Annotated in this window: 30 protein-coding genes; 14 read left to right on the top strand and 16 right to left on the bottom strand. The window is 66.0% G+C overall.

Annotation, left to right across the window (positions count from 1 at the left end):
• From gspG to FG95_RS08105, 9 genes are all read left to right on the top strand, one after another.
• Entirely contained in the window at positions 1 to 507 is a 507-nt protein-coding gene (gspG, locus tag FG95_RS08145) for a type II secretion system major pseudopilin GspG (protein ID WP_052182202.1), read from the top strand.
• A gap of 64 nt (positions 508 to 571) precedes the next feature.
• Positions 572 to 1027 carry a GspH/FimT family pseudopilin gene (locus FG95_RS08140; protein WP_052182201.1) on the top strand — a complete coding sequence of 152 codons (456 nt, stop codon included), beginning with the start codon at positions 572 to 574 and terminating at the stop codon, positions 1025 to 1027.
• A complete protein-coding gene (gspI, locus tag FG95_RS08135) occupies positions 1017 to 1382 on the top strand; it encodes a type II secretion system minor pseudopilin GspI (RefSeq protein ID WP_037555191.1) in 366 nt (121 codons plus the stop codon). Before FG95_RS08140 ends, gspI begins: the two co-directional genes overlap by 11 nt.
• Entirely contained in the window at positions 1379 to 1987 is a 609-nt protein-coding gene (gspJ, locus tag FG95_RS08130; RefSeq protein ID WP_037555190.1) for a type II secretion system minor pseudopilin GspJ, read from the top strand. Before gspI ends, gspJ begins: the two co-directional genes overlap by 4 nt.
• Positions 1984 to 2991 (top strand): type II secretion system minor pseudopilin GspK, encoded by a 1008-nt coding sequence (gspK, locus tag FG95_RS08125; RefSeq protein ID WP_037555189.1) that lies wholly within the window; start codon positions 1984 to 1986, stop codon positions 2989 to 2991. Before gspJ ends, gspK begins: the two co-directional genes overlap by 4 nt.
• A gap of 266 nt (positions 2992 to 3257) precedes the next feature.
• On the top strand, positions 3258 to 4403 hold the full coding sequence (gene gspL, locus FG95_RS08120) for a type II secretion system protein GspL (RefSeq protein ID WP_037555188.1): 1146 nt from the start codon (positions 3258 to 3260) through the stop codon (positions 4401 to 4403).
• Complete coding sequence (gene gspM / locus FG95_RS08115) at positions 4400 to 4882, top strand: type II secretion system protein GspM (RefSeq protein WP_037555186.1); 483 nt, start codon at positions 4400 to 4402, stop codon at positions 4880 to 4882. Before gspL ends, gspM begins: the two co-directional genes overlap by 4 nt.
• Complete coding sequence (gene gspN, locus FG95_RS08110) at positions 4879 to 5595, top strand: type II secretion system protein N (protein ID WP_037555184.1); 717 nt, start codon at positions 4879 to 4881, stop codon at positions 5593 to 5595. Before gspM ends, gspN begins: the two co-directional genes overlap by 4 nt.
• Positions 5596 to 5626: 31 nt before the next feature.
• Complete coding sequence (locus tag FG95_RS08105) at positions 5627 to 6367, top strand: prepilin peptidase (protein ID WP_037555213.1); 741 nt, start codon at positions 5627 to 5629, stop codon at positions 6365 to 6367.
• Here the strand turns inward: FG95_RS08105 and pal are convergent.
• The 9 genes from pal to ruvA form a co-directional block, all read right to left on the bottom strand.
• Entirely contained in the window at positions 6354 to 6872 is a 519-nt protein-coding gene (pal, locus tag FG95_RS08100) for a peptidoglycan-associated lipoprotein Pal (RefSeq protein ID WP_200880172.1), read from the bottom strand. The genes FG95_RS08105 and pal overlap by 14 nt on opposite strands.
• 104 nt (positions 6873 to 6976) lie before the next feature.
• Positions 6977 to 8344 carry a Tol-Pal system beta propeller repeat protein TolB gene (gene tolB / locus FG95_RS08095; protein WP_037555182.1) on the bottom strand — a complete coding sequence of 456 codons (1368 nt, stop codon included), beginning with the start codon at positions 8342 to 8344 and terminating at the stop codon, positions 6977 to 6979.
• A gap of 5 nt (positions 8345 to 8349) precedes the next feature.
• Positions 8350 to 9171: a hypothetical protein gene (locus FG95_RS08090; RefSeq protein WP_037555181.1), complete on the bottom strand. Its 822-nt coding sequence runs from the start codon at positions 9169 to 9171 to the stop codon at positions 8350 to 8352.
• 9 nt (positions 9172 to 9180) lie between these two features.
• On the bottom strand, positions 9181 to 9687 hold the full coding sequence (tolR, locus tag FG95_RS08085) for a protein TolR (protein WP_037555180.1): 507 nt from the start codon (positions 9685 to 9687) through the stop codon (positions 9181 to 9183).
• The gene (gene tolQ / locus FG95_RS08080; protein WP_037555179.1) at positions 9687 to 10385 is read right to left on the bottom strand and encodes a protein TolQ; all 699 of its coding nucleotides are present in this window, start codon (positions 10383 to 10385) and stop codon (positions 9687 to 9689) included. The genes tolR and tolQ overlap by 1 nt, the downstream gene beginning before the upstream one ends.
• Positions 10379 to 10858, bottom strand: a complete 480-nt coding sequence (locus FG95_RS08075) for a YbgC/FadM family acyl-CoA thioesterase (RefSeq protein ID WP_037555178.1) — start codon at positions 10856 to 10858, stop codon at positions 10379 to 10381. Before FG95_RS08075 ends, tolQ begins: the two co-directional genes overlap by 7 nt.
• Positions 10859 to 10959: 101 nt before the next feature.
• Positions 10960 to 11988, bottom strand: a complete 1029-nt coding sequence (ruvB, locus tag FG95_RS08070) for a Holliday junction branch migration DNA helicase RuvB (RefSeq protein ID WP_037555177.1) — start codon at positions 11986 to 11988, stop codon at positions 10960 to 10962.
• On the bottom strand, positions 11981 to 12385 hold the full coding sequence (locus FG95_RS08065) for a GFA family protein (RefSeq protein WP_037555176.1): 405 nt from the start codon (positions 12383 to 12385) through the stop codon (positions 11981 to 11983). The genes ruvB and FG95_RS08065 overlap by 8 nt, the downstream gene beginning before the upstream one ends.
• Entirely contained in the window at positions 12382 to 12981 is a 600-nt protein-coding gene (gene ruvA / locus FG95_RS08060) for a Holliday junction branch migration protein RuvA (RefSeq protein WP_037555175.1), read from the bottom strand. Before ruvA ends, FG95_RS08065 begins: the two co-directional genes overlap by 4 nt.
• 107 nt (positions 12982 to 13088) lie before the next feature.
• On the opposite strand from ruvA, the gene FG95_RS08055 reads away from it, so the two are divergent.
• Positions 13089 to 13583 (top strand): DUF305 domain-containing protein, encoded by a 495-nt coding sequence (locus tag FG95_RS08055; protein ID WP_037555174.1) that lies wholly within the window; start codon positions 13089 to 13091, stop codon positions 13581 to 13583.
• Here FG95_RS08055 and ruvC read toward each other — a convergent pair.
• The 7 genes from ruvC to FG95_RS08020 form a co-directional block, all read right to left on the bottom strand.
• Positions 13580 to 14080, bottom strand: a complete 501-nt coding sequence (gene ruvC / locus FG95_RS08050) for a crossover junction endodeoxyribonuclease RuvC (protein ID WP_037555173.1) — start codon at positions 14078 to 14080, stop codon at positions 13580 to 13582. The genes FG95_RS08055 and ruvC overlap by 4 nt on opposite strands.
• Positions 14055 to 14600 (bottom strand): hypothetical protein, encoded by a 546-nt coding sequence (locus tag FG95_RS08045; protein WP_037555172.1) that lies wholly within the window; start codon positions 14598 to 14600, stop codon positions 14055 to 14057. Before FG95_RS08045 ends, ruvC begins: the two co-directional genes overlap by 26 nt.
• Complete coding sequence (locus FG95_RS08040; protein ID WP_037555170.1) at positions 14597 to 15343, bottom strand: YebC/PmpR family DNA-binding transcriptional regulator; 747 nt, start codon at positions 15341 to 15343, stop codon at positions 14597 to 14599. The genes FG95_RS08045 and FG95_RS08040 overlap by 4 nt, the downstream gene beginning before the upstream one ends.
• Before the next feature lie 57 nt (positions 15344 to 15400).
• Positions 15401 to 15892 carry an arsinothricin resistance N-acetyltransferase ArsN1 family B gene (locus tag FG95_RS08035; protein ID WP_152567606.1) on the bottom strand — a complete coding sequence of 164 codons (492 nt, stop codon included), beginning with the start codon at positions 15890 to 15892 and terminating at the stop codon, positions 15401 to 15403.
• Complete coding sequence (locus FG95_RS08030) at positions 15889 to 16209, bottom strand: heavy metal-binding domain-containing protein (RefSeq protein ID WP_037555169.1); 321 nt, start codon at positions 16207 to 16209, stop codon at positions 15889 to 15891. The genes FG95_RS08035 and FG95_RS08030 overlap by 4 nt, the downstream gene beginning before the upstream one ends.
• Positions 16210 to 16237: 28 nt before the next feature.
• Positions 16238 to 16480, bottom strand: a complete 243-nt coding sequence (locus tag FG95_RS08025; protein WP_037555168.1) for a DUF2312 domain-containing protein — start codon at positions 16478 to 16480, stop codon at positions 16238 to 16240.
• Between the two features lie 63 nt (positions 16481 to 16543).
• Complete coding sequence (locus FG95_RS08020; protein ID WP_052182199.1) at positions 16544 to 16864, bottom strand: DUF1244 domain-containing protein; 321 nt, start codon at positions 16862 to 16864, stop codon at positions 16544 to 16546.
• A gap of 95 nt (positions 16865 to 16959) precedes the next feature.
• Here FG95_RS08020 and pyk point away from each other — a divergent pair, with 95 nt between their 5' ends.
• The 4 genes from pyk (at position 16960) to FG95_RS08000 (ending at position 23072) form a co-directional block, all read left to right on the top strand.
• Positions 16960 to 18414, top strand: coding sequence for a pyruvate kinase (gene pyk, locus FG95_RS08015; protein ID WP_037555166.1), 1455 nt, complete (start codon positions 16960 to 16962; stop codon positions 18412 to 18414).
• Positions 18415 to 18750: 336 nt separating this feature from the next.
• Positions 18751 to 19524 (top strand): arginyltransferase, encoded by a 774-nt coding sequence (locus FG95_RS08010; RefSeq protein WP_037555165.1) that lies wholly within the window; start codon positions 18751 to 18753, stop codon positions 19522 to 19524.
• 231 nt (positions 19525 to 19755) lie between these two features.
• Positions 19756 to 22191, top strand: a complete 2436-nt coding sequence (locus FG95_RS08005) for a cyclic nucleotide-binding domain-containing protein (RefSeq protein WP_037555164.1) — start codon at positions 19756 to 19758, stop codon at positions 22189 to 22191.
• Positions 22191 to 23072, top strand: a complete 882-nt coding sequence (locus FG95_RS08000; protein ID WP_037555163.1) for a hypothetical protein — start codon at positions 22191 to 22193, stop codon at positions 23070 to 23072. The genes FG95_RS08005 and FG95_RS08000 overlap by 1 nt, the downstream gene beginning before the upstream one ends.
• The last annotated feature ends 3 nt before the right edge of the window (positions 23073 to 23075 follow it).

The raw sequence follows: 23075 nt of genomic DNA, 5'->3' as shown, positions 1-23075 counted from the left end.
ATGTCGCTGATGAAGCTATTCCTTCACCTGATGCTCGATACGTCCTTTTCGGATCGGGGCCGCTCCCCCGTTCACCGCCGCCGCAAGAAGGACGAGCGCGGCTTCACGCTGACCGAATTGATGGTCGTCATCTTCATCATCGGGCTGCTCGCGACCGTGGTGATGATCAACGTCCTCCCGAGCCAGGACCGGGCGATGGTGACCAAGGCGAAGGCCGATATCGCGACGCTCGAAAATGCGCTCGAACAATATCGGCTCGACAATCTGGTCTATCCGGCTTCTACCGACGGGCTGAACGCGCTTGTCACCGCACCTCCTGCGCTGGCCCAGCCCGAACGCTATCGCCGCGGCGGCTATATCAAGAAACTGCCCGCCGATCCGTGGGGGCGCCCCTATAATTATCAGGCGCCGGGGCCGAACGGAAAGGCGTTCGACGTCTGGTCGCTCGGTGCCGATGGCGCCCCCGGCGGGACCGACGACAATGCGGATATTCGCAGCGACGCCTGAGGCGCGTCCGCGTCAGGTCTGGGCCGCGTTCGGAGTCCCGCGCCTCCGAACGCCCTCCGCGGGGGTGCGATCAAGTGCCGATGATCGCGGCTTCACTCTCGTCGAACTGATGGTCGTGCTCGCGATTATGGCGCTCGCCGCGACCGCGGTTGTGCTCACCATTCCGGGCGAGGAACGCACGGTGCGCAGCGAGGCCGACCGGCTTGCGGCGCGGCTTGCCGCCGCGCGGGATGTCGCGGTGATCGAGGGGCGCAGCGTCGCGGTCAATTTCGCGCCCTCGGGCTATGGGTTCGAACGGCGGGTCGCCGGCGAATGGCAAGTGCTGCCGGGCCGTGCTTTCGAACAGCGAAACTGGCCCGGCGACGTCCGCTTTGCGGCGGGGGACGGACGCGGCGCGGCGCGCCTGCTCTTCGACCGGGTCGGCACCAGCCCGACCCCGCAGGCCATTGTGCTTGCCGGGGGCGATGCGCGCGAGGTCGTGCGCGTCTCTGCTACCGGGGAGGTCAGCCGTGGCCGGTGAGCATGAAAGCGGGTTCACCCTGCTCGAAATGCTCGTCGCGCTCAGCGTCATCAGCATCGCCGCGCTCGCGCTCGTCCGCCTCGACGCCTATGCGGTCCGCACCGCCGGCGACCTCGACGAAAGCACGATGGCGGGCGTCGTCGCGCAGAACCGCGCGGTCGAGCTGTGGACCGACCCCGCGCCGCCGACAATCGGCAACAGCGCGATCGGCGTTTCCAACGCCGGGCGCAACTGGCGCGTCGAACAGCGCGTTGCGAGGACCGCCGACGACGCGCTGCTCCGCATCGACCTGCTCGTGCGATCCGAAAGCGGGCGCGGGCAGGCGGCGCTGACGATCATCCGGCCATCGCGATGAAAGGCGAACGCGGCTTCACCCTCGTCGAGATGCTCGTCGCGCTTTCCATTTTCGCGGCGATCGCGGCGATGGGCGTCGGCCTCCTGCGCAGCAGCGTCGACACCCAAGACGCAGTGCAGGAACGGCTGAAGGCGATGGGCGGCATCAACCGGCTCCGCGCCGTGATGGCGAACGATCTGGCGCAGGCGGTCCAACGCTCGACGCGCGGTCCGGCGGGTGAAGCCATTCCTGCTTTCATCGGGTCGTCGAACGGCTTTGCCTTCGTCCATGGCGGCGCCGGCTCTCTCGACGGCAGCTCGCGTCCGAACGTCGAACGTGTCGGTTATGCGCTCGTCGGGGGCGAGTGGCGCCGCGCGACGCAGCCGATGCTCGACGGAACCCCGCTGGGCGAAGGCGACCGGCTCGTGGGAGAGGTTGCGGCGGTTGTCGTGCGTTATCGCGACGAACGCGGCAATTGGAACGAAAACTGGACGTCGGAGCCGGGCGACCGGCTGCCGCGCGCGGTGGAGGTGCGACTGACGCGCACGGGACGCGAAACGCTGACGATGTCGTTCCTGACCGCTCCGACGTTGCCGCCACCCACTATCGGGACGCCGGCGTCATGAAGCGCCATGCCAAAGGTGAACGCGGCGCTGCGCTGCTCAGCGTGCTGCTGCTCGTCGCGGTGATGGCGGTCATCGCCGCGACGGCGCTCGACCGCCTCACACTCGCTACGCGCATCGCGGGCAGCGCCGCGACGGTCGATCAAGGACGCGCCTATGCCTTCGCCGCCGAACAGATCGCGCTGCGCCGGGTCGCCGATCTTGTCGGGCGCGACCCGGCCAAACTGACGCTGGCGGGCAATTGGCTGGGGCGCGATTTCACGCTGCCGCTGCCCGGCGGCGAAGGACGGGCGAAGCTGACCGACGCGAACAATTGCTTCAACCTCAACAGCCTGGTCGCCGAAACGGTGCCGGGACGGTTCAGTCAGCGATCGGGCGCGATGCGTCAGTTTGGCCAATTGATGACGCTGCTCGGGATCGAAAACGGAGAGGCGCAGGCGATTGCGGGCGCAGCGGCCGACTGGATCGACAGCGACAGCAACGAAGGCCGGCTGGGTGCCGAGGATAATGTCTATCGATCGATGCAGGGCGCCTATCTGCCCGCCAACCGCAAGATGGCCGATGTCAGCGAATTGCGCGCGGTGCGCGGGGTCACCTCGAAGATCTATGCGCGGCTCAAGCCCTGGATCTGCGTGCTGCCGGTGACCGATCCGGTAAAGCTGAACGTCAATACGCTTGCGCCCGAACAGGCGCCGCTGGTCGCGATGCTGCTGCCCGGCGAGATCGGTATCGCCGACGCACGGACGGCGCTGGCGGCGCGCCCCGCGGGCGGCTATGGCAGCAGCGTGCGATTCTGGGAGGCGAGTGTGTTCGACGGCCGCAAGCCTCCGAGTGATGTTGCCGAACAGGCGGGCGTGACCAGCCGCTGGCTCGCGCTGACGACGAACGTGACGATGGGGGACGGTTTCTTGACCGCAGTTTCGCTGATCGATGCCAATGGCGGGGCGCCGTCTGCCGGAATGACGCCGCCGGTGATCGTGCGCCGCGATTGGGGCGAGGCGGACTAGGGCATGAATCCGCATACGGCACCGTCGAGGTTTGAAGCGATTTTGTTCAGGGCAAGGAAGCGAGACGCAGGCATATGAGTATATTCCAAGGCTCGCTGACGCAGCCATGGACAAAATCGGTCAAATCCCGGAGGGACGCCGAAATGGCTTCGATCTCGTCTCCGCGCGGCCTTGCAGACGGAACCACCGTCCGCTGCGGCCACGCGAAGCCGATATCTTCGCCATTTCGGCGCCTCGACGGCGCCGTATGCGGATTCATGCCCTAAATGTCGCGCACGCTGGTTTTATGGCTGCCCCCGGTGGCGGCGCTCGGCGAGGAAGGCGCGCCGCACCCCGCATGGCTGCGCATCGATGATGGCGTGATCGTCGATTCGGGACAGGACGACGGCTGGGTTGGCGCGTGGGAGAAGCCGCAGGATGATGGCGCCGACGACCGGCTGGTCGCGCTGGCGCCCGCCGCCGACGTGCCGCTGCGCTGGCTCCATTATCCCGACGCCGCGCCCGCGCAAGCTGCCGCCGCGGCGCGGATCGATGCGCTGAAGGACAGCCTGGGCGATGCCGCATCGCTGCATGTCGTCACGGGCCATCCGGCGGGCGCGGGACAGGCCGTCCCGGTAGCGGTCACGACCCATGCCGCCATGGCCGGGTGGACCGAATGGCTGAAGGCCCGCGATCTGTCGCCCGTCGCCGTCATCCCCGCCGCCGCCGCGGTGCCGCCGCCCGAGCCCGATATGCTGTGGACCGCAGAGGTCGGCGGCGAGCAGATCGTGCGCAGCGCCGACCGCGCCTATCGCTCGGATCCCGAGCTCGACGCGCTGATTGCGGGTAGCCATGACATCGCCCCGCTCGATCCCGACCGGATGCGCGAAGCGCTGTTGCTAACGCTCGCCGCGCCGCCGCTCGACCTGCTCAGCGGCGGATGGAAGCCCAAGCGAAGCTGGGCCGTCGATCCGGCGCTGCTGCGGATAGCGAAATATTTGCTGATCGCGCTCGTCGTCGTGAGCCTGCTCATTCCCGTCGTCCATGCGGTGCGGCTCGTTTCCGACACCGGCCGCGCCGACGAGACGGTCGTGGCGATGGCGAAAAAGGGCGGGGTTACGGCGAGCGACGCCACTGCGGCGGAGGCGGAACTCGACCGCCGCCTCGCGGCGGCCGGCGGCGGACCGCTGGCTTTCTCGGTTCCGGCCTCGGCGCTTTACGATGCGATGGGCGATGCGCCCGGCGTGTCGCTCAAGACGCTGTCGCACCGCACCGACGGGACGTTGACGACGACGCTCGCCGCGCCGCGCGTCGAGGATATCAACCAGGTGCTGCTCGCGCTGCAGGCGCGCGGTTATCGCATCACCGCGCAGCCGATGGCGGGCAGCGACGGCCAGCAGATGGCCAATGTGACGATCCGGGCGGTGCCATGACCGACAAGCTCAAAAATTGGTGGAACGGGCTTTCGCTGCGCGAACGCTGGCTTGTCGGCGTTGCGGGCGTATTGGCGCTTGGCGTGTTGATCTGGGGCCTCGCCCGTCCCGCGGTTGCGGGGTTCATCGATCTCGAAAGCCAGCATCGCGCCGCGATCGAGCGCGAGGGACGGGTCAAGGCCAAGGTGCAATTGCTCGGCCGGACCCCCGCGAAATCGGGTGCGGCGGCGGCAGAGGCGCAAGCGATCGACCAATATCTTGCACAATCGGCGGGTGAGATCGGGCTGACGCTTGACCGCAACGAGGCGCGGGGCGCCGGGCAGGCGACGATCGCCATCGCGACCGCCAAGACGCCGGTGCTGATCGACTGGCTCGCTTCGCTCGAAGCGCAGGGCTTCGTCGTCGATCAAATGACGATCACCCCCGCCGCCGACGGCACCGTCGGGCTGACGGCCGAACTCCGGAAGGGCGGGCGATGACCGCGCGCAGAGGATGGATCGTCGCCGGGGCGGTGCTTGCGCTGCTGCTCCTTATCGCGACCTTCCCGATGCGGCTCGCGCTGGCCTGGTCGGGCGCGACTGAGGCGGGGGTTGCGGCGCGCGACGTTCGCGGCTCGGTCTGGTCGGGCGAACTCGTCGAAGCGCGGTTCGGAGCCTTGCCGCTCGGAACCGTGCGCGCGAGCCTTTCGCCGCTCGCGCTTCTCGGCGGGAATGTCGAACTGGCTTTCGCGCGCACCGATGACAGATTGGGGGCGCTCGCCGGGCGCCTTTATGGCAGCGATCCGCGCGGCGTGTCCGACGTGAGCGGCACGACGTCGATGGCGGGCGGGCTGGGCGCGGTCCCGGTGGACAGGATCAGTTTCGAAGGCGCGACGGTGCGTTTCGACGATACGGGCAAATGCGTCGTCGCCGGCGGCCGGATCCGGCTCGTGGTCAGCGCGCCCATCGCCGGCCTCGATCTGTCGCGCGGCCTGTCGGGTTCGCTCAGCTGCGTGAACGGGCGCGCGCAGGCCGCGCTTGCCAGCCAGTCAGGCATGGAAAGGCTGACGCTGTCGTTCGACGGCAGCGGCGCCTATCGCGCGCAATTCGCGATCAATGTCGACCGCGACCCGGCGATGGCGGCGGCGCTCGCCGCGCTCGGGTTCAAGGCGGGCGCGGGCGGGTTCGTGCTGGCGACCACGGGCCGCTTCTGACGTGACTTTATTGGATGCCTTGCCCTTCGGCATGGGCATCGCCTTTGCTGCGCTGGCCGGGCTGATCCTCGGCAGCTTCATCGCAACGCTGGTGTTGCGCTGGCCGGCGGGCCGATCGGTGCTGGGGCGATCGCAGTGCGACGCGTGCGGACGGCCGCTCGGTGGGCTCGATCTCGTTCCGTTGCTCTCGGCTCTCGCCGCGCGCGGGCGCTGCCGGACCTGCAGCGCGCCGATCGATCGCTTTCATTCGCGTGTCGAGGCGGGGGCGGCGCTGATCGGCGCAGTCGCGCTCGCCCTGATGCCCGGGACCACCGGCTGGCTATGGGCGCTTTTCGGCTGGCTCCTTCTGCCGCTCGCATTGCTCGATGCACGGCACTTCTGGTTACCCGACCGGCTTAACGCGCTGCTGGCGGTCGCGGGATTGCTATTGGCGGGTCCCTTGTTCGAAGCAGCCCTGCTCGACCGATGGATCGGCGCCGTTGCGGGTGGAATTGTGCTTGCGTTTCTGGCTTGGGCTTATCGACGGACGCGCGGCGCAGAGGGTATGGGCGGCGGCGATCCCAAACTCGTCGCGGCGATTGGCTGCTGGACGGGGTGGCAGGCCTTGCCGCTGCTGCTGCTGCTCGCCAGCGCCGGGGGGATCGGCTGGGCTATCTTGGCCCAGCGAAAAGGGGACCCGTCGCTAGCAGAGCGACCGGTCCCCTTCGGTGTTTTCCTGTGCATCGCGGCGTTCGCCGCGGTGCCCGTCTGGCGCTGGCTTACTGGCCGATAACCACAGTCACCGCGCGGCGATTCTTGGCATAGGCTGCTTCGGTCGAACCGAGTTCGGCCGGACGTTCCTTGCCATAGCTGATGACGTTGATGCGGCTCGGGTCGATGCCGAGCGATGCCAGATAATTTTTCGCGGCGTTGGCGCGGCGTTCGCCAAGCGCGATGTTATAATCGCGGGTGCCGCGTTCGTCGGCATGGCCTTCGAGCGTGACGCGAACGGCGGGATTGCGCTGCAGCCACTGCGCTTGGCTTTGCAGCGTCGCCTGATCCTGTGCGTCGACATTATACTGGTCGTAATCGAAGAAGACGCGGTCGCCTTCGAGGCCCACGCTGGCGAGGAAATCTTCCTGCGATCCCGGGATCACGCCGGTGCCGGTTCCGGCGCCGGGGTCGGTTCCGGTGCCTTCGGGGGCGGGTGGCAGCGTGTCAGGGGCCTTTTTCGCGCAGGCGCCAACAGCAAGCATGGTGATCGCCGCGATCATCGCGGTGCTTTTCCGTATCGTCATGTTTTCTGTCCTCTTGTTGTTGTTGGTAAAATCATTCTGCGGGCAAAAAGAACCGGCTGGACGCGATATTTGAACCCGAGCCGGGCGTTTTGGTTCCGCGCCGCTCAAGGCAGGACGGGACCCCAGCTCGGATCCGATCCGTCCTGCGGCGTCGGCAGGCGGCGCAGGTTCACGCCGGTCAGGTCGACCTGCCACAGGCTCGATTTGCCTTCGCGCCCGCGCGTCGTGCGGAAGAACTGGATGACGCGGCCGTTCGGCGACCAGGTCGGCGCCTCGTCCTGCCAGCTGTTCGTCAGCATGCGCACTCCGCCGCCCGACGGGGTCATCACGCCGATACGAAACTCGCCGCCGCCCATGCGGGTAAAGGCGATCAGGTCGCCGCGTGGCGACCATTCGGGGGTCGCGGCGCGGCCGCCGCCAAAGCTGATCCGCTGCTGGTTCGACCCGTCGATGTTCATCGTATAGATTTGCTGGCCGCCCGACCGGTCGCTTTCGAACACGATCTTCCGCCCATCGGGCGAGAAACTGCCGCCGACGTCGATGCCCGGCGTGTTCGTCAACCGCACCGGCGTGCCGCCATTGGCCGAAATGCGATAGATGTCGGTGTTGCCGTTCACGGCCATCGAATAGAGAATCTGCGTGCCGTCGGGCGACCAGCGCGGCGCGAAGGTCGCGTTCGAGCTTTCGGTCACCAGTTTCTGCGACCCCGACGCGACGTCGTAGATGAAAACGCGGACGCGGTTGTTCAAATAGCTGACGTAAACGATCTTTTTGTAATCGGGCGAGAAGCGCGGGCTGATGGCGAGCGCCTGACCGTTGGTGATGAAGCGGTGGTTGCCGCCGTCCGAATCCATGATCGCCAGCCGCTTGATGCGATTTCCCTTGGGGCCGCTCTCGGCGATATAGGCGACGCGGCTGTCGAAGAAGGGCGCTTCGCCCGACAGGCGCGAATAGATAGCGTCGGCGCATTTGTGCGCCGCGCGCCGCCAGTCGGCGGGCTGAATCTCGAACCCCTTGCGCACCAGCTCGCTGCCGAGCGCCGTGTCGTAAAGATAGCAGCCGACGATCAGGCTGCCGTTCGATCCGGCGTCGACGAAGCCGTGAACGACATTTTCGGCGCCGCGCGTCTGCCATTCGGCGAAGCGCGGCGCCTGCACCTCGGCGCGGGTGATCGCGGGGACCCCGTTCGGACCGATCGGTTCGTAAAGGCCGCTGCGTTCGAGGTCGGCGGCGATGACTTCGGCGATCTGGCGGCCGAGGCTGTCGGTGCGCAGCCCCGCGACGGTCTGGACCGACGCGGTGGCGAGCGGCGGGATGCCGATGACCGTGCGTTCCTGCGACAATGTGCCCTCGATCGTCTCGCGCGGTGTGGTCGTCGGCGTAACCGCGGGGGGCGTCGGGGCGGTTTGTGCGAACACCGGGGCGGTGGTCAGCAGCAGTGCGAGCGAAAGACTGATCGGACGGAGAAGCATTTCTCTTACCTCTTGATGAAATCGAGCGTGTAATTCTGCCAGAAGCTGTAATTGTCCTCGGGCAGGTCGAAGGGAGCGGCGAGTTCCACCGCGCGTTTTGCGCATTCCTGATGGCGCTGGATCTGGAATTTATTGCTGTCGGTCTCGCCCGACGTGGTGACGCTGGTGAAGCCGGCAAGCGCGCCCGATTGGGTCAGGCGAAACTTCACGACGGTCTTGAGCTGGTCGACGTCGACCCCCGAAACGCGGCAACCGTTCCAGCGCGGGAGGACCGCCGACTTGATGCTGACGTCGATCGAGCGGCGAACCTCGGCCGCGGTCGCCGCAGCGGGCGCGCCCTTGCTCGAAGGCGATTTGGGCTGTGATTTGGAAAGGCCTTCGGCAATGCCGTCGAGCCGGCCCGTCGGGCGCGCGGGGCGATCCTTTGCGGGTGGTGCCTTGGGCGCGGCCTTGGGCTGCGCCTTTTTCGCGGCGGGGCGCTGCTTGGGCGGTGCCTGTTTCGGGCGGGCGACCTGCTTGGGCGTCGGGGCCGGCGTGGGCCGCACGACGGGGTCGGGGAGCGGCGGGACCGGAACCGGCTCGGGCGCGGCGATGTCGACATCATCCTCTTCGCCCAGCCGCGCGGGGGGCGGCGTCTCGCTGATCACCGGCGCGGTCGATTGCACGGCGGTTTCGGCGATCAGATCGACCTCCATCGGCGGATTGTCGAAGCGCCGGTCGCCCGCGGTCCACTGAACCGAAAGCAGGCCGACGATCAGGACATGCGCCGCCACCGCGATGGCAAAGCCGCGTCCTTCCTTCCCCCTCACTGCCCGGTGTTCGGCCATCGTCCTAACCTAGGTCCCGGTTTCTGAACCGTCGGTGACCGCCGCCGGGGCGGCCGGTTCGGCGTTGGCGCCGGTGGTAACCAGCGAAATCCGCGTCAGGCCGGCGCGGTTGAGCTCGCCCATCACGCGCATCACGCGGCCATAATCGAGCCCCTTGTCGGCGCGCAGCATGATCTGGCGGGGCCGGTCCTGGCCCTCATTCTCGCGCGCGATCGCGTCGAGCCGCGCGGGCAGTTCGGCCTCGGGCACCACCTCTTCGCCGATATAGAGCGTATCGTCGGCGCCGACCGATAGCTGGATCGGTTCCTGATCCTCGGTCTCGACGGGCTTGGCCCGGCTTTCGGGCAAATCGATAGGCACGGCCGAGGCGAGGAGCGGGGCCGTGATCATGAAGATGATCAAGAGCACCAGCATCACGTCGACGAGCGGGGTGACGTTGATTTCGGCCATCGGCGCGCGGCGGTTGCCGCGGCCGCGTCGCCCTCCGACGCCGCCCGAGGGTCCGGACATCGCCATCAGGCTTCGACCTCCAGTTCGCGGCTGAACGTCGCATGCAATCCGTCGGCGAAGCGGCCGAGCCGCGATTCGAGGCGGTTCAGCCGCTGCGAAAAGGCGTTATAGGCGATGACCGCGGGAATCGCCGCGAACAGCCCGATCGCGGTCGCGAACAAGGCTTCGGCAATACCGGGGGCCACGACGGCGAGGCTGCTGTTATTTTCCGCCGCGATCGCGGTGAAGCTACGCATGATGCCCCAAACGGTGCCGAACAGGCCGACGAAGGGCGCGACCGCACCGATCGTCGCCAGCGTCCCGATCTTTTCGGCAAGGCGGTCGACTTCGCCCGCGACCGCGCTGTTCATCGCGATGCCGAGGCGTTCGCGCGTGCCATCACGATCGATAGTCTTGCCCTTGGTCGACCGGCGCCACTCGTTGATCCCCGCCGACAGCACCTTCGCGCTCGGCAGGTCCTCATCGCTGTTCTTGTCGAAGAATTTGTCGATATTGTCGGCGCGCCAGAAATCGCGCTCGAAGCGTTCCGACGCGCTCATCAGCTTGCCGACCCCGCGGCCGTGGGTGAAGATCACCGCCCAGACATAGATCGACGCGAGCAGCAGGCCGATCATCACCGCCTTCACGATGATGTCGGCTTGCAGGAACAGCGCGACGGGGGACAAAGTCGCCGCGTCGGCGGCCAGCGAGATATTGTCTAGCAAGGGAAAGTCTCTCCATTCATGATGGCAGTAAATCGGTCGGCCCACCCCGCGGGCTGGCGGCGCGGCCGGCCCCCGGGCGACAGAAAGGCAGCGGTGACCTGCCCGTCGGTCAATGTCTCGCCGCTTAACGTGTCAGTTCCGCGAAGGATGCGCTGCGCGATTATCACGCTGGCGCCGCGCACGGCTTCGACAGTGCTGACGACAAGCAAATCGTCGTCGAGCTTGGCGGGGCTACGGTATTTGATAGCGAGATCGGTGACCGCCCAAGCGCCTTCACCCCCCTCCATCGCCGCGCGCTGGTCGATGCCGGCAAGGCGCAGCATGTCGGACCGTGCGCGCTCCATATAGCGCAGATAATTGGCGTGATAGACGATGCCCGACAGGTCGGTGTCCTCGAAATAGACGCGCGCCCGATAATGATGTTCGGACCCTGCAAAGGCGCCGGGAACAAAGGGGGGCGGGGCGTCTACCATCGTCCCGACCGATAGCGTCGCAACGACTCGTCGCAAAGCCCTCATAAACGATTCGTCGCAGATCGGGAGCGGTTGGCGGAATGAAATCCGCAGAAAACCGTCTATTTCGCCTGATCGAAGAGTCCGTCCTGCGATCCCGCGGGCGGATTGAGCCCCAGATGCTTCCACGCGCTCGCATTGAGCATCCGTCCGCGCGCGGTGCGTGCGATGAGTCCGGCCTGCAGCAGATAGGGTTCGATCACATCCTCGATCGTGTCACGCGGCTCACTGAGGCCCGCCGCCAGCGTCTCCACCCCGACCGGACCACCGCGATAGATATCGGCGATCATGGTGAGATATCGCCGGTCCATCGCATCGAGCCCGAGCGCGTCGACTTCGAGCCGGTTGAGCGCCGCATCGGCGGCTCCCGCGTCGACCACCGCGTGGCCCGCAACGGTCGCGAAATCGCGCACGCGGCGGAGCAGACGTCCCGCGATCCGCGGCGTCCCGCGCGACCGCTTCGCGATCTCGAGCGCACCGTCGGACGCGATCGGCAGTGCAAGCAGGCGCGCGGCGCGCGAAATCACCTGTTCGAGTTCGGCGTGGGTGTAGAAATTGAGCCGCACCGGAATGCCGAAGCGGTCGCGCAGCGGCGTCGTCAGCAGGCCCTGCCGCGTTGTCGCGCCGACGAGGGTGAATTTGGGCAGGTCGATACGGACGCTGCGCGCCGACGGCCCTTCGCCGATCATGATGTCGAGCGCGCGGTCCTCCATCGCCGGATAGAGAATTTCCTCGACCGCGGGCGACAGCCGGTGGATCTCGTCGATGAACAGGACGTCGCCGTCCTCGAGATTGGTGAGCAGCGCGGCGAGATCGCCGGCCTTCGCGATCACGGGGCCGCTGGTCGAGCGGAAACCGACGCCGAGTTCCTTGGCGACGATCTGCGCCAGCGTCGTCTTGCCAAGCCCCGGCGGGCCATAAAAGAGCACATGGTCGAGGGCATCCGCCCGCGCCTTCGCCGCTTCGATGAAGATACGCAGATTCTCGCGTGCCGCGGCTTGGCCGACGAATTCGGCGAGCGACTTCGGCCGCAGCGCGGCGTCGGCATCCTCGGGGGTGCGGATGGGGGTGGTGAGGGCCGGCTCAGTCATAACGCTCTATTGCCTCGCCGAGGATACAAACCCAAGGTTCCTGACGATCCTCATAGACTGAAAATTGCGGCTCGAAGTCATGGCCGGGTTCGAAATTGCCGATCGGCACGGCATAGCTGTCGAGCTCCGGGTGATTGAGGAACCACAGTGTGGAGCCGCAATTGCCGCAAAAATAGAAGTCCGCGAGCGTGCCGCTCCCGCCCGGATGTTGGTAGAGCTTCGCGTCGCCTTCGGTGCGAACCTGATCGGCGGGGAAGCGCGCCTGTGCGGCAAAGGCGCTGCCGCTCCGCGCCTTGCAATTGCGACAGTGGCAGACCGAGACGCGGATCGGTTCGCCGGCGCAGACGATACGGAGCTGTCCGCAGCGGCAGGAGGCGTTACGAACGCGCTCGGTCACTTGGCCGCCTTTTTGAGTGCCGCGCGCACCAGCGCGTCGAGGCTTGCGCCCGCGCCCAATTCCTCGCTCGCTGCTGCGACCGCCGCGCTCGCCTCGCCGGGCTTGAAGCCGAGGCCGGTGAGGGCGGCGACGGCATCGCCGAGCGGGCCGGCGGTCGCCGCGAGGGAGGGGCCGGTGCCGGCAATTCCGCCCAATGCTCCCGCCTTGTCTTTCAGTTCATGCGTGATGCGCTGCGCCAGTTTCGGGCCGACGCCGTTGGCGCGCGCGATCATCGCGCTGTCGCCGCTCGCGAGCGCGCGCTGGAGGTCGCCGATCTCGAGCGCCGAGAGGATCGCGAGCGCGACCTTGGCGCCGACGCCCTGGACGCTGGTGAGCAGGCGGAACCAGTCGCGTTCCTCGGCCTTCGCGAAGCCGAGCAGGCGCAGGAAATCCTCGCCGACGAGCATTTCGGTGTGGATGACGACCTCGCCGCCGACCGGGCCGAGCGCGTCGAGCGTGCGCGCCGACGCCTCGACCAGATAGCCGATGCCGCCGACGTCGATCACCGCATGGCCAGCGCCGCTGGAATCGAGCCGTCCGGTGAGTTTCGCGATCATGCGCTCCTGCCTAGCGCGGGGAGAACGAAAAGGGAATCATTATCGCTCCGTCGAACGATCGGGGCTCGTCGCGTGTTCGAGAGATGGACAGCCCGAAAGGATCGAAAATGAGCTACGCCCGCTTTGGCGCCATGATCGCAATATCCACGGTCGTTATGTTCGGCCTCATGTACCTGAACAGCTATGCGCTCGATCATCAATATTTCAGCCAGACGCGAATGTGGATGGCGCTATTGATGGGCGCCACCATGGCAATCGTCATGATCGGCTTCATGTGGCGCATGTATCGGGGCCGCCGCGTCAAGATCGCCATCGTGACCGCGTCGCTGCTGATCGGCGCCGGATCGCTGTGGCTGGTGCGGAGTCAGCAGACGGTCGGCGACGTCGCCTATATGAAGGCGATGATCCCGCATCATTCGATCGCGATCCTGACGAGCAGCCGTGCGCAGATTCGCGATCCGCGGGTTCGCGAGCTAGCCGACGAGATCATAGCGGCCCAGGTGCGCGAGATTGGCGAAATGAAGGCGCTGATCGCCGATATCGAGGCGCATCCAGTTCCGGACAATGCGCGCGAACGGCCGCTGGTAGCCTTGGAGCCCTAGCGCCCGCGGTGGTTCGCGTGGCAGATCGCGACGGCGAGCGCATCGGCAGCATCGGTCCCTGCGACTTTCGCGCCGGGGAGCAGGACGCGCAGCATCGCCTGCACTTGCTCCTTCGCCGCGCCGCCGGTGCCGACGATCGCCTTTTTGACGAGCCGCGGCGCATATTCGGTGACGGTCAGCCCGCCGCGCGCGCAGCCGAGCAGGACGACGCCGCGCGCGTGGGCGAGCTTCAGCGTCGATTGCGGATTGTCGTTGACGAACACTTCCTCGACCGCGGCGCACGCCGGCGCATGGTCGGCGATCACTGCCGCGAGCGCGGTGTCGAGATGAGCGAGGCGGTCGGGCAGGGGCGCCTTGGCGTCGGTCTTCACCTGTCCGTTGGCGATATGGCTGATCCGGTTGCCCTCGACGCGGATGATGCCCCAACCGGTGCAGCTGAGCGACGGGTCGAGGCCCAGAATGATCCCCGGGTCAGAACCAGCCGTCGAAAGGGCCATTGAGCGTTTCGTTCAGCTGCTCGCGCAGCGCCGCCGGCGCGCGGTCGCGGGCGGCGTCGGCCATCGCCGACGCGTCGGTGCCATTGCCGCAATCGAGCCGCCCGAGCGCCTTGCCGCCGTCGGGGCCGGCGACGATCGCGATGCCCGAATAGCTGTGGCCGGGGTTGACGGCCGCCTGGCCGTTGGCGCCCTCGAACACGATATAATGCGTATCGCCGCGGGTGAAGCGGATGTGGCTTTGATGCCCGCCCTGCTGTCCGGTGACGAAACCCAGACGGACGTTCGACCAGTCGGGCCTGCTCGCAATTTCCATCTCGGTCTTCGCCGTGCTGCCAAAGCGGTAGGTCACGCGGTCGCTGCCGCCGCAGACGCTGCCGATCTTCTTGCCGAAGCGGCACGAATAGAGTGGTTCCTCGCCTGTCTTGCAAAGCCCCGCCGCGGCGGGTGCAGTCATCGCCGCCGGGGCGGACCCGGCAACGAGGACCGCGATCAATGCGGTTGCGGCGAAGCGCCCGATCACCCGAGCTTCTCCATCACTGCGTCGGGGATTTCGTAATTGCCCCACACGGTCTGGACGTCGTCGTCGTCGTCGAGCGTGTCGATCAGCTTGAACAGGGTCTGCGCGACGCTCTCGTCGGCGACCTCGCTCTTCAGCGTCGGGCGCCAAGCGAGCTTCACGCCTTCGGCTTCGCCGAGCTTGCCCTCGAGCGCCTTTGCGACTTCGTGCAGGCTGTCGACGCTCGTCCAGATGTCGTGGCCGTCCTCCGACGATTCGACATCGTCGGCGCCCGCGTCGAGCGCGGCTTCGAACACCGTGTCGGCGTCGCCGGCGCCGGCGCCATAGCTGATCATGCCGAGGCGGTCGAAGCCGTGGCTGACGCTGCCCGAAGTGCCAAGGTTACCGCCATTCTTGCTGAACGCGGTGCGGACGTTGGTCGCGGTGCGGTTGCGATTGTCGGTCAGCGCCTCGACAATCAGCGACACGCCGCCGGGGCCATAGCCTTCGTAGCGGATTTCTTCGTAATTATCGCCGTCATTACCTGCGGCCTTGTCGATCGCGCGCTGGATATTGTCCTTGGGCATCGACTGCGCCTTGGCGGCGTTCACCGCCGCCCGAAGACGCGCATTTGCGTCGGGGTCTGGCAGGCCCATCTTCGCCGCGACGGTGATTTCGCGGCTGAGCTTCGAAAAGAGGCTGCTGCGCTTTTTATCCTGTGCACCCTTCCGGTGCATGATGTTCTTGAATTTACTATGGCCGGCCATGGCTCTCTTCTTTTTGGCTGGGAGGAACTGGAAGCGCGCTTACATCAGGACCGAACGTCAAAGCAACCGCTGCCACCACCCGACATCGCGCCAGCTACCCATTTTCCAACCGACCTCGCGGTAGATTCCGACCGGTGTGAAGCCCATTGCTTCGTGCAAGCCGATGCTGGCGTCATTCGGCAGGGCAATTCCGGCAAAGACTGCATGGACATTGCGATCCTTGAGCATTGGAAACAGCGCCTCGTAAAGCCGCCGTCCAATTCCCGTGCGGGCGAAAGCCGCATCGAGGTAAATCGCGACATCGGCCGAGGTCGCATAGGCTTCTCGCGTGCGGTGCGGCGATCCATAGGCATAGCCCGCAATTTGGCCTTCGACCTCCGCAACCAGCCAGCCATGGCTTGCCCCGTAATCTTCTATCCGGCGCGCCATTTCAATCGCTCCGGGCGGATCGCATTCGAAACTGACCCAATTGTCGATGACATAGGGCGCATAAATCTCGGCACAGCGCGCGGCATCGGCTGGGGTGGCTGGGCGAATGTCAGCGCTCACTCCAGCGTGACCGCCGTTCCCGAAGCGCTGACCATCAGCATCGAACCATTCTGGCCGAGCACCTCATAGTCGAGGTCGACGCCGATCACTGCATTGCCGCCGAGGCGCGCGGCCTCGGCTTCCATCTCGGCGATTGCCTCTTTGCGGGCGCGGGCGAGGACATCCTCATATTTTCCCGAGCGGCCGCCGACGATGTCGGTGATTGACGCGAACAGGTCGCGGAACAGGTTGGCGCCGACGATCACCTCGCCGGTGACGATGCCCAGATATTCGCTGACCGGGCGGCCCTCGACATTGTTCGTGGTGGTGCTGAACATCGTCACTCTCCTGTTGGTTGCGTCGGCGTCAGTCGATTCCGAGCGCCGATTTATAAACGTCGAGAATCGCTTCCATTTCCTTGCGGTCGTGCACCGGCAATTTGCGCAGACGCACGATCTGGCGCATGATCTTCGGATCGTAACCCTGCGATTTCGCTTCGTTATAGGTGTCGCGGATGTCGTCGGCGATGCCCTTTTTCTCTTCTTCCAGACGCTCGATGCGCTCGATGAAAAGGCGCAGTTGTTCGTCGGACACGGTGGCTTCGCTCATTTTATACTCCGCTGGATTGGATGGATTGGAGGCGAGAATCGCCTCGGCGCGTCCCTAGCGAGGTCAGGGATTCTTCGCCATGCTTTCTTCCATCCGCGCGAGCTGTTCGGGCGTGGCGGCGACGTGGTAGCGTGATTTCCATGTCGCGGTCGGCATGCCGTGGATGATCGCGCGGCCCGCTTCTTTGTCCATATTCCCCGCCTCCGCGATCCAGTCGCCGAGGCAGTTGCGGCAAAAACCCGCGAGCCCCATCAAATCTATGTTCGCGGCATCGCTGCGGTACTGAAGCAAGCGCACGAGGCGGCGGAATGCGGCCGCTGCAACCGCGTCGTCAAGCTCGTCGAGCGCATCGCCGCCGGTCGTCTGATCTTCGATACAGGACATGGTTCCTCCGCTGGGTGATTGAATAGCTATACGGTTGTTGCCTAGACAGCATCAAGGCGGCATTGCCCTAGCGTCCTATAATCATCGGAGCATTTGTGGTTCAGAGCTTTACCCCCCGCCAGCGCAAGGTTCGCATCCTGGCGACCCTCGGTCCCGCCAGCGCCAATGCCGAGATGATCGCCGAACTGCACCGCGCGGGGGCGGACGCCTTTCGCGTCAATATGAGCCACGGCGATCATGCCGGCCATGCAAAAGTGATTGCCGCGATCCGCGCGCTCGAAAAGGAAACCGGCCGCCCGACGACGATCCTCGTCGATCTGCAGGGGCCGAAGCTGCGCGTCGGGACGTTCAAGGACGGCCCCGCCGAGCTGGTTAAGGGCAAGGCCTTCGTGCTCGACGCCGACAAGACGCCGGGCGACGCGACGCGCGTCCACTTGCCGCATCCCGAATTGTTCGCGGCGGCCGAACCCGATACGCGCCTGCTGATCGACGATGGCAAGCTGGTGCTTCGCGTGAAGAGCGTGGCGCCGGGCCGCATCGAAACGATCGTCGAAGTCGGCGGCAAGATTTCGGACCGTAAGGGGGTCAATGTTCCCGACGTCGTCGTCCCGCTCGCTGCCCTCACCGAAAAGGACCGCAAGGACCTGGCCTTCGCGCTCGAACAGCATGTCGACTGGATAGCGCTGTCGTTCGTCCAGCGGCCCGAGGATGTCGCCGAGGCGCGGCGGCTGATCGGCGGCAAGGCGGCGTTGCTCGTCAAGTTCGAAAAACCGTCGGGCGTGCAGCGGATCGAGGAAATCCTCGAGCTCGCCGACGCAGCGATGGTCGCGCGCGGCGATCTGGGTGTCGAACTGCCGCCCGAAGCGGTGCCGCCACTGCAAAAGAAGATCGTCGCGACCGCGCGCCGCATGGGCAAGCCGGTCGTCGTCGCGACGCAGATGCTCGAATCAATGATCGTTTCGCCGTCGCCGACGCGCGCGGAAGTGAGCGATGTCGCCACAGCGGTGTATGATGGCGCCGACGCGATCATGCTGTCGGCCGAGACCGCAGCGGGCGCCTGGCCGGTCGAAGCCGTCACCATGATGGATTCGATCGCGCGCTCGGTCGAAAGCGACCCCGATTATTATCGCCGCCTGCATTTCACCGAGACGGTGCCCGACGCGACGACCGCCGATGCGCTCGCCGAAGCGGCGGGCAGCATCATCACGACGATCGCCGCTGATGCGATCATCTGCTTCACCGCGTCGGGATCGACCGCGCGCCGCGTCGCGCGCGAGCGGCCGGGCGCGCCGCTGCTGGTGCTGACGCCGAAGCGCGAGGCGGCGCGGCGGATGGGGTTGCTGTGGGGCGCGCATGCGGTGCCGACGAAGGACATCGGCAGCTTCGAGGAGATGATCGCCAAGGGCAAGCGCATGGCGCTGCGCCACGGCATCTGCAAGGCGGGCGCGAAGCTCGTCATGATGGCGGGCGTTCCGTTCGGTACGCCGGGGTCGACCAACGTGCTCCACGTTGCAACTTTGACCGGCGACGAACTGCGCGGATATAGCTGACGAATAGTTCCTCCCTGCCGCGAAGCGGTGGGGAGGGGAACCGTTCGCGAAGCGAATGGTGGAGGGGCCGTGACGTCGCGCCATAAGCCTCTCCGTCAGCCCTTCGTGCACCTCCCCATGGCTTCGCCACAGGGAGGATCGCTCTGCCATAGTCGATTCAAATCGGCACAAAAGTTACCGGCTGATTCACAAAATTTTCGGCGTGATTCAGAACGGGACGTTTAAAAATGGTAAATGGACTTTGCACCATTGACGCCGCGCGGCATAGTTGGTGCAAGTAGCGCGTCGGACCCGCGTCGGGGGGCTCCGCATCGCAAGTCCGGAGGTTTTTTCCGCGTGTCCGCACCGTTCCGTTTTCCGCGCTTTTTTGTCACCAGCCCGGCGCCTTGTCCCTATCTGGCGGGCAAGACCGAGCGCAAGGTGTTCACCGAACTCAGCGGCAACAATGCGAACGAGCTGAACGACGCGCTCGGCCGGATCGGGTTCCGCCGCAGCCAGTCGGTCGCCTATCGTCCAAGCTGCGCCGACTGTTCGGCGTGCGTCTCGGTGCGCGTCTGCGCGGCCGAATTTGCACCGAGCAGTTCGCAGAAGCGCAACCTGCGCCGCAACGGCGATCTGGTCGCCACGGCGTGCAAGCCGTGGGCGACCGAAGAACAATATGCGCTGCTCCGCTCCTATCTCGCCTCGCGTCATCCCGATGGTGGCATGGCCGACATGGACGAGCAGGATTTCGCCGACATGGTCGAGCAGACCCCGGTCGATAGCTATATGATCGAATATCGCGAGCCGGCGGCGGACGGCGGCAAGGGCCGCCTCGTCGGTTGCTGCCTGACCGACCGGCAGGGCGACGGGCTGTCGATGATCTACAGCTTTTTCGACGCGCACCATCCGATGCGTGAGGGGCTCGGCACCTATATCATCGCCGACCATGTCCAGCGCGCGGCGCGCGCCGGGCTGCCCTATGTCTATCTCGGTTACTGGATCGAGGGGTCGGCGCGCATGGCGTATAAGGCGCGCTTCCGTCCGCTCGAAAAGCTCGGGCCCGATGGGTGGTCGCGGGTCGAAGAAACGCAGTCCGACCGCATCGCGGCGATGTTCGAACTCGCCTGAGCCACTCTCCTTGTCGAGATAGTTGAGAATGGCTCGCAACTGCCGATTCTGGCGGCCGGGCGGTTGACCTTTTCCCGCTTTCAAGGGCATAGCTCGTCGCGAGGACGATAAGTCCGGGTCGCATCCGTGGTTAGCGTCGCTTAGGGGTTAAGCGATTGGGGGGAATGGGATGCCCGTGTATGCGTTCACCGGTATCTTGATCATTCGCCCTTGGCGAGAGGATGTTTCCGCATGAGCGAGGCTGTCAAGGTCGCGATCATCGGCTCGGGGCCCGCAGGCCTCAGCGCCGCGTCGCGCGCGGGGCAGCTCGGGATGAGCCATATCCTGCTCGAAAAGACCGATCACCTCTCCGACACCATCTTCAAATATCAGAAAGGCAAGCGCGTGCTCGCGACCCCCGAGCGGCTCGACCTGCGTTCGGACTGCCGCTTCGCCGAAGGCGCGCGCGAATATATCCTCGGCAATTGGGACGAGGACGCCGCGAACAACAAGGTGCAGGTCGCCTATCACGCCGAGGTCGCCGAAGTGAGCGGCGAGAAGGGCGCCTTCGCGATCAAGACGACGAAGGGCGACGTCTATACGGCAGAAAATATCGTGCTGGCGATCGGCACGCAGGGCAATCCGAACCGGATGCGCTGCGAAGGCGCCGACCTGCCGCACATCATCTATCAGGTCGACGATCCCGAGGATTTCAAGGACAGGCATATCACCGTCGTCGGGTCGGGCGACGCGGGGATCGAAAATGCGCTCGGCGTTGCCGAGGAAGCGCTCGAAAACACTGTCACGATCCTCAACCGCTCGAAGGATTTCGCGCGCGCCAAGGCGAAGAATGTCGCCGACATGATGGAGGCGGGCGAAAACGGGCTGATGAGCATCCGCACCGAGACGCAGCCGAAGAAGGTCGAGCCCGGTTTCCTGACGCTCGAGACGCCCGACGGCGACGAGACGATCCCGTGCGACGTGATCGTTGCGCGGCTGGGGTCGGTCGCGCCGCGCGGCTTCGTGGAATCGATGGGGATCGAGTTCACCGGGCCCGACCGCGAAGCCTTTCCGAAGCTGTCGCCGATCTTTGAATCCACGGTGCCCGGCATTTTCGTGATCGGCGCGCTCGCGGGTTATCCGCTGATCAAGCATTGCATGAACCAGGGCTATGACGTCGTCGAGTTCATCAACGGCAATAGCGACCTGACCCCGGCGGACGAGAAGGATCTGGCGGCGATCTTCGAGGGCCTGCCGAAAAAGAAATCGGTCAGCGAGTGGCTCGAATATCTGCGCACGCGCGTCAGCATCTTCGCCGACGTGTCGCCGCTGCAGATGCGTGAATTCATGCTCGATTCGAAGGTCGCCTTTTACCGCAAGGGCGACGTCGTGTTCGAAAAAGGGGAACCCGGCTCGTCGCTGTTCGCGATCGCCGACGGCTTCGTCGAGGTCGAGGTCGGGCCAGGCGTCATCGTGCCGATCGAGCAGGGATCGATATTCGGCGAGGTCGGGCTGATCTCGGGCCGCAAACGCGGCGCGACGATCCGGGCGGGTGCTGACGGCATCTTCGTCGAGGTGTCGCGCACCGCGGCGCTGAAGCTGATGGCGTCGGTTCCGGGGGCGAAGCGCGCGATCAATCGTATCTCGCTCGAACGCCAGCTGCTCCAGATCTTCAAGGGCGGGCTGACCGTCGACGATCTGGGCCCCGTCGTCGACACCGCCGAAGTCGAGCGCGTTCCCGCGGGCAAAATCGTGCTGACCGAGGGCGAGCAGGGCGACGACGTCTATGTAATCCGTTCGGGGTCGATGGTGGTCGAGAAGGATATCGGCGGGAAGCCGATCTTCCTCCGCTATCTTCCGGCAGGCAGCTTCTTCGGCGAAATGGGCGTGCTGAGCGGAGCGCCGCGCAATGCCACGGTCAAGGCCGCGGTCGGCGCAGAGCTGATCAAGCTCACCGGTGAAAGCTTCCGCAAGATGCTCGCCGCGCGGCCGCAGGTGCGCGAGGCGACCGAGGCGGCGGTCGCCGAACGCGCGCAGATGAACAGCTTCATCGAATCGCGCAAGGCGAGCTATTCGAGCGCGGTGGACCTTTATTCGGACACCGCGAGCTTCATCATGAAGGAAGGGCTCGGCGAGGCGACCGACGCGCTCTTGATCGACGAGAATCTGTGCGTCGGCTGCGACAATTGCGAAAAGGCGTGCGCCGACAGCCACGAAGGCCTGTCGCGGCTCGACCGCGAGGCGGGCAAGACCTTTGCGCATCTGCACGTGCCGACGAGCTGCCGCCACTGCGAGCATCCGCACTGCATGGCCGACTGCCCGCCGAACGTGATCCACCGCGGCCCCGACGGCGAGGTGTTCATGGAGCCGGGCTGCATCGGCTGCGGCAATTGCATGCGCAACTGCCCCTATGGCGTGATCCGCATGGAGGCGGCACCGCCGCAGAAGCCGAGCCTGCTGCGCTGGCTGCTCACCGGCTTCGGTCCCGGACCGGGCGAACCGTCGCCCAAATGGACGAAGAAGCAATTGGGCGACGAGAAGCCGAAGAAGATCGCGGTCAAATGCGACATGTGCAAGGGCATCGCCGGCGGCCCTGCCTGCGTGCGCGCCTGCCCGACCGGCGCCGCGATCCGCGTTTCGCCCGAGGAATTCCTGTCGATCGCGCGGCTCGACGAGGACACCGACTGATGGCTTCGCTTTTCCAGCGACGCCGGTCGAAGGCAACGCAGGTCGAGCGCGTCCGCGAGCGGCGCCACGAGGGCTTCCTGCGCTATGCGGGCTTCCGCTGGGCGAAGATTTCGGGCGGGCTGTGCCTGCTGATCATCGTGAGTTACGCGCTGATCGACGTGACGCCGCGGCATAATGGCGGCAGCTGGTACGGCTATACGCTCGGCACGATCGGCGCGGCGCTGATCCTCTGGCTCACCGCACTCGGCTATCGCAAGCGCAAGATGACGCGCGACCACTGGTCGCTGAAGGCGTGGACCTCGGCGCATGTCTATCTGGGTTTGAGCCTGATCATCATCGGCACCTGGCACACCGGCTTCCAGCTCGGCTGGAACGTCCACACGCTCGCCTGGGCATTGATGATGCTCGTGATCCTGTCGGGGCTTTACGGCGTCATCGTCTATGCGACGTTGCCGCAGGCGCTGTCGAACAATCGCGAGCAGATGACGCAGATGCAGATGCTCGAGGCGATCCGTGCCTTCGACCGCCAACTCCACAGCGCCGCGCAGCCGCTGACCCCCGAGGATACCGCGCCGGTCCTCGCGGCGCTGGACGAGGATCCGTTCGCGGGCGGCATCGCCGCGCGGCTTTCGGGCCGCTATCCGAACTGCGCCACCGCGGCCGCCTATCGGGCCCTGTCGGCGTCGCGCAGCAGCGACGCCGAAGCGCGCACGAAGGTGGTCGGGTTGCTGTCGCAGAAAGAGGCCGCGCTCGCCCGGCTGCGCGAGCATCTGCGCATCCGCGCGTTGCTCGAAATCTGGCTCTATGTGCATGTGCCGCTGACCTTCGCGCTGATCGCGGCGCTGTCGGCGCACATCGTCAGCGTCTTCTTCTATTGGTGAGGC

Source organism: Sphingopyxis sp. LC363 (assembly GCF_000756385.1).
In the GTDB taxonomy this organism is placed as follows: domain Bacteria; phylum Pseudomonadota; class Alphaproteobacteria; order Sphingomonadales; family Sphingomonadaceae; genus Sphingopyxis.
The sequence above is the reverse complement of the archived record's forward strand: the minus strand, read 5'-3'. Positions and strand labels throughout refer to the sequence as shown.